This is a genomic window from Brevundimonas sp. EAKA, assembly GCF_000698025.1.
In the GTDB taxonomy this organism is placed as follows: domain Bacteria; phylum Pseudomonadota; class Alphaproteobacteria; order Caulobacterales; family Caulobacteraceae; genus Brevundimonas; species Brevundimonas mediterranea_A.
This window is the reverse complement of record NZ_JMQR01000165.1, coordinates 1-5,402: the sequence shown is the minus strand read 5'-3', so window position 1 is coordinate 5,402 and position 5,402 is coordinate 1. Positions and strand designations below refer to the sequence as shown.

Here is a 5,402-nt window from a genome sequence, read left to right as displayed (position 1 = left end):
ACGTCCAGCGGGCGTCGTCGCCAGTCTGTTCGGTCTGATGGCCGTCCTGCTGTTCGCCGTGCCGGCGACGGCGCAGACGAAGCTCGACTTTCCGCCCCTGTCCGGACGCGTGGTCGATCAGGCTGATCTGCTGGATACGGCGACCGAACAGGCGCTGACCGACAAGCTGGCCGCGTTGGAAGCCCGATCCAGCGACCAGTTGGTGGTGGTCACGGTCCGCAGCCTGCAGGATCAGGAGATCGAGGACTATGGCTATCAGCTGGGCCGGGCCTGGGGCATCGGACAGAAGGAGGGCGACAACGGCGCCCTGCTGATCGTCGCCCCGACCGAACGCAAGGTGCGGATCGAAGTCGGGTACGGGCTGGAGCCGATCCTGACCGACGCCTTCTCGTCCATGGTCATCCGCGACGACATCCTGCCGGCCTTCCGCGACGGCGACTATCAGACAGGCGTCGTCAGGGGCGTGGACGCCTTGATCACCCAGCTGGAGCTGGATCCGGCCGAGGCCCAGGCGCGGACGGCGGCCGCGGCGACCGAACCAGAGGGCGCGGGCGGCGCGGTGATCCTGCCTGTTGTCATCATCGGCTTGATCTTCATCATCTTTTTGGTCGGCGCGATCGGTTCGGGCGGACGCGGGCGTCGTCATCGTCGCGACGGCGTCACTCCCATACTGATCTGGGCGGCGTCGGAGGCTTTGAGAAACGCCGGTCGAGGGGGCGGCGGGGGCGGCTTCGGCGGCGGCGGCGGAGGATTTGGCGGCGGCGGCGGAAGCTTCGGCGGCGGCGGCGCTTCGGGAGGATGGTGATGCGGTTTACCGAAGACGACCGCGCGCGGGTCGCCGACGCCATCGCCTCGGCCGAGCGCGGCACCTCGGGCGAGATATTCTGCGTCGTCTCGCGCGGGGTCTCGTCTTACGCGGATGTCAGCCTGGCCTGGGCGGCCGCCGCGGCCCTGCTGGCGCCGACCGCGCTCATACCGTTGGGCTTCACCCTGTCCTGGCCGGTCGGAGATGATTGGGAAGCCGCCCACGTCACGGCCCAGGCCGTCGGCGTCGGTCAAGCCCTGGCCTTCTACGCCCTGGTCCAGGCGGTGATCTTCGTCGCGGTCTTCCTGCTGACCCGCATCCCGCCGGTGCTCCGTTGGATCACGCCGCGCAGTCTGCGTCAGGCCCGTGTGCGCAAGGCGGCCCTGCAGCAGTTCCTGGCGCATGGCGTCCACGTCACGCGCGAGCGAACCGGGGTGCTGATCTTCGCCGCCCTGAAAGAACATCAGGTCGAACTGATCGCCGACGAACTGATCCACCAGAAGGTCGATGAAGGGGTGTGGGCCGACGCTGTCGCCGCCCTGACCCGTCAACTGAAGGCCGGCCGACCGGTCGCCGGGTTCGAGGCGGCCATCGACCAGTGCGGCCGGGTCCTGGCGGCCCATTTCCCGCCCCGCGCCGACAATCCCAATGAACTGCCGGATCATCTGGTCCTGCTTTGATCGTCGCACAGGGGTCGCAATCGGCGGCCAAAAGGCCTAGCCGTCCGCTGGATTCGGACACGTCCCTGGGAAATCATGCCCCGCCTTCTGACCTATAACGTCCATCGCTGCGTCGGGACGGACAAGCGTCTGGATGTCGATCGCATCGTCGCCGTGATCGGCGAACACGAAGCCGACATCGTCTGCCTTCAGGAGCTGGACGTGGGCCGGGCCCGCACCGGCAAGGTCGATCAGGCCGAAGCCATCGCCGAAGGCCTGGCCATGACCTCGCGGTTCCATCCGGCCATGAGGGTCGAGGCCGAACTGTATGGCGACGCCATTCTGACGCCGCATACGGACAAGCTGATCCGCGCCGACGCCCTGCCCACGGTGCGCGGCATCCCCGGCCTGGAGCCGCGCGGCGCCATCTGGTCCGAGATTCAGATCGAGGGCGTCGGGGTCAATGTGCTGACCACCCATCTGGGCCTGGTCCCGCGTGAACAACGCCTGCAGGCGGCGGCCCTTGCGGGCGACGGCTGGTTGGCCGGCTGCACCGGCCCCACCCTGCTGGCAGGCGATTTCAACGCCACTTCCATCACCCGGCCCTACCAGACGCTGGCGCGCCGATTGGGCGATTGTCAGCGCCTTTTGAACCTGAAGCCGTCGGTCAAGACCTTCCCCTCGGGCTTCCCCGCCATCCGTATCGACCATTGTTTCGTCAGCCCGGAGATCCGCATCACAGGGGTCAAGGCGGACTTCTCGCCCCTGGCTCGGGTCGCCTCGGATCACCTGCCGCTGATCGTCGACTTCGAGATCGTCCAGCCGTCCCGCTAGGACGAGGCCCCTAGCCGGGCGCCTGGCCGCCTTCCGACGCGGGCCGCGTGCGGTGCGAACGGTTCAGCCTTTTCCAGGGCCGCCAGGCGTCGGTCGATGAGGTGGGGTCGCCCAGTTGCCATTCGGCGAAGATCCGCTGGATCCGCGTCGGCGGATCCGAACCCAAGGACTTGAGCCGGTTACTGCCGAAACTGCTGATGGCCGCGCCCGTCGACCCCAGCACCCCCTCCACAGCCGCAAAATCCTGAGCTGGGACGCCGATCCAGTGACCGATGGTGCGATGGCGATGATGGACGATGACCGCGCGGCCGGCCGCATCGGTCGGCTCGACCGCGACGTCGCATTCGGTGTCCAGCCCCATCGACCGGTTGTTCAGATTGGACGATCCGATCCGCAACAGCCGATCATCGATGATCGACACCTTGGCATGAACGATGATGCGGTCGCCCTCCGCCGTCAAAGGCGCGAAGGCGAAGAACCGATTGTATTTGTCGGCCTGTTCAAGCCGGTACAGCACCTCGGCGCGGGCCGTATCCATGGTCATGCTGTCGAACCAGCTGGGGCTCTTGCCAGTAGAGACGACAACCACTTCCGGACCGTCGACCTCGGCCAGGCGCTCGGCCAGGGCGGCGGCGATGATCGGCGAGGTGAAATACTGGTTCTCGAAATAGATCAGTCGTTTCGCTCGCCGGATCGCCTCCAGGTGCAAGGCCTCGTTTTCGCGCACCTCGTGGCGGCCGCTCCACTTGGGTTCGGTGCGGGCGATGCCGACCGGCGCCTCGGTCATCTGCACCGGCACGCCGTCAGGCCAGGGATCGCTCTCGACCTCGTCCGGCACGGTCCGTTCCCAGGTCGCCTTGAACCAGCGTTCGCGCGCCAGATCGCCCAGAGCGCGCGCGGCCGGCCCATCCATCACGCACATCACCTCATGCCGGGCCTTGCAGATCACGCCGTTCGGCAGGGCGCGACGCGGATCTCCGTCCAGATGTTCGACAGAATCCCAACGATCCGTCGAGATGTCGCCCCCGCCGCAGAAGGCGACGCGGTCGTCAATGACGATGACCTTCTGGTGGTGACAGGCCCCGATTGGGCCAGGCGCGTCCATGCGGAACTCGACCATCCGCTTGCGGAACCAGCGCTGGGCGCGGTGGGGATAGAAGCCCTGGGACGCGGCAATCAGCAAAGGCGACTTCCAGATCAGCAGCCGGACGTCCAGGTCCGGCTTGCGCTTCACCAGCATGCGCAACTGGTGGCCGATCTCATGCTGTCTTTCGCCGGGCCGGGTCTCCGGATCCAGGTGGGTGCGGGGGTCGAACTGCCAACCCAGGACAACGATCGACCGTTCAGCTTTCTGGAGGGCGGAGGACAGCGCGTCGAAATAGGTTTCGTTCTCCATCAGGATGGAAAACCTGTGCGCGATCTCGCTGCGCCAGACGCCCGCTCCGGGGGTCAGCAGACTGCCGTCATAGCTGTCGCCGTCTTGGGTCATTCAGCCTGCCTGCCCGATTCGCATGACACCGCGATGCGGACGCCCTCCTCTTCTCCGTTTCATGCACGCCACGCCCGGTCAATCTTTACGCGGCGGGATTGTGACGTTCGCCAAACAGGCGCATAAAACAATCGGCCATGGGGGCTGTTGGAGACGCCGTCTATGCAGGCGCTGGTGGAACTGATCGCTGGCTTCATCGCATTGCTGGCGGCTGCCGTACTGTCGCAGTTCGGCGTCGACATCCATTCGTCCCAGCCTGCGGAACGCGAAGTCCATCGCAGCGCAGACTGCCGTCCGGACAAGTCCGCCGCCTTCAGCGCAGATACCAGGCGCGATTGCTGATCGCGAACAGTCCACGTCTGTTGAATCTGTACGGCTTGGACCTTGGGTTTTGACCCGCTAGGGTCGAATCGGCGCGTTCTCGCGCGCCACGCGCATGAATCGAGCTCGACGCCTGATGAAATCCCGTAACCGGCCGCCGCTTAAACTGACCAACGACGAGGCCGTCCCGCCCCTCGAGATGCCGGACACGCCTGCGTCTGACGTCGAGATCGAAGTCGAGGTCGGGCCGACGCCCGAGATTGAAGCCGAGCCGCATGCGGAGTTGGAGCCTCTGCCCGTAAGGCCGCCCGAACGGCCCATGTCCGAACGCCGCCGCCGCCGTCTGGCGGAAGAGGCGCGCCAGGCCGAGGAACGCGCCGCCGCCGCTCTGAAACCCAAGCCGGAGCCCCTGCCCGAGGCCGAGCCTGCCCCGCCGCCTGCCGAATCCCTCGACGTCGTCCCGGCCGTGGCGCCGGAGATCGATCCGGAACCGACGTTTGAATCTTCCGCCGCTGTCGAGATGGCCGTGGCCGCAGGCAAGCCCCCGGCGCCGTTCGAGCTGTCGTCGCCCCAAACCCTGAGATCAAGCGTTTCCGCGCGTGCTGCAGCGACCGCGAGCGGCCGGACCGCCTATCTGATCGCCGTCCTGGCCTCGGCCCTGTGGATCGGCGGCGTCGCTTCATGGGCCGCGTATGAGTTCGGCTCCGGCGCGGCGGACCTGGATCCGTTGCGCTTCGCCATCTACGCCCTGATGGCGCTGGCGCCGGCCGGCCTCGCCATAATGCTGGCCCACGCCGTACGCCAGGGCGCCGGTCTGGCCGCCGAGACACGGCGCGCCCGCGATATGGCCGAGGCCCTGGTCGCCCCCACCGCCCTGGCCGCCCAGCAGACCGGCCAGGTGCTGAATTCCCTGCGGACCGATATCGACCACGCAGCCCTCGCGGCCGAACGCGCCCGCAACGACATGGTCCTGTTGCGCCAGGCCCTGGCCGAGGAGACCGATCGCCTGAACGCAGCCGCCGAGAACGCCGCCCGCACGGCGCGTCGCCTGACCGAAAACCTCGCTCGCGAGCGTGATCAGATGCAGACCCTGGGGGTCCATCTCGACAGCCAGGCCACAGGCGTCATCGATGCGGTCGAGCGGCAGTCGCGAATGGTAGCCGACGCCTCCGACCTGGCCCAGGCCCAGCTCCGCGAGGCCGAGGCCGCCCTGGCGGCTCGCGCCGCCGCTCTGGCCGCCGCGGCCGGCGAGGCCCAGGCCGCCGCCCGCGTCGCCGCCGACCACCCCGGCCCC

At 67.8% G+C, this 5,402-nt stretch carries 5 protein-coding genes and 1 pseudogene; 5 read left to right on the top strand and 1 reads right to left on the bottom strand.

The window, feature by feature from the left end; all coding sequences use genetic code 11:
* The 3 genes from ER13_RS15765 to ER13_RS15755 all read left to right on the top strand — a co-directional run.
* A partial coding sequence (locus tag ER13_RS15765) for a YgcG family protein (RefSeq protein ID WP_368664390.1) occupies window positions 1-805 on the top strand: 805 nt, incomplete at its 5' end.
* Window positions 805-1,485, top strand: a complete 681-nt coding sequence (locus tag ER13_RS15760) for a TPM domain-containing protein (protein ID WP_231492573.1) — start codon at window positions 805-807, stop codon at window positions 1,483-1,485. The genes ER13_RS15765 and ER13_RS15760, both read left to right, overlap by 1 nt.
* Window positions 1,486-1,560: 75 nt before the next feature.
* Complete coding sequence (locus ER13_RS15755; RefSeq protein ID WP_035310783.1) at window positions 1,561-2,298, top strand: endonuclease/exonuclease/phosphatase family protein; 738 nt, start codon at window positions 1,561-1,563, stop codon at window positions 2,296-2,298.
* A gap of 10 nt (window positions 2,299-2,308) precedes the next feature.
* Here ER13_RS15755 and ER13_RS15750 read toward each other — a convergent pair whose 3' ends face one another.
* Window positions 2,309-3,787 carry a phospholipase D-like domain-containing protein gene (locus ER13_RS15750; RefSeq protein ID WP_035310782.1) on the bottom strand — a complete coding sequence of 493 codons (1,479 nt, stop codon included), beginning with the start codon at window positions 3,785-3,787 and terminating at the stop codon, window positions 2,309-2,311.
* 162 nt (window positions 3,788-3,949) lie between these two features.
* On the opposite strand from ER13_RS15750, the gene ER13_RS15745 reads away from it, so the two are divergent.
* Window positions 3,950-4,129, top strand: coding sequence for a hypothetical protein (locus ER13_RS15745; RefSeq protein WP_008260729.1), 180 nt, complete (start codon window positions 3,950-3,952; stop codon window positions 4,127-4,129).
* A gap of 115 nt (window positions 4,130-4,244) precedes the next feature.
* Window positions 4,245-5,402, top strand: a pseudogene (locus ER13_RS15740) (tipN); the annotation flags it as partial.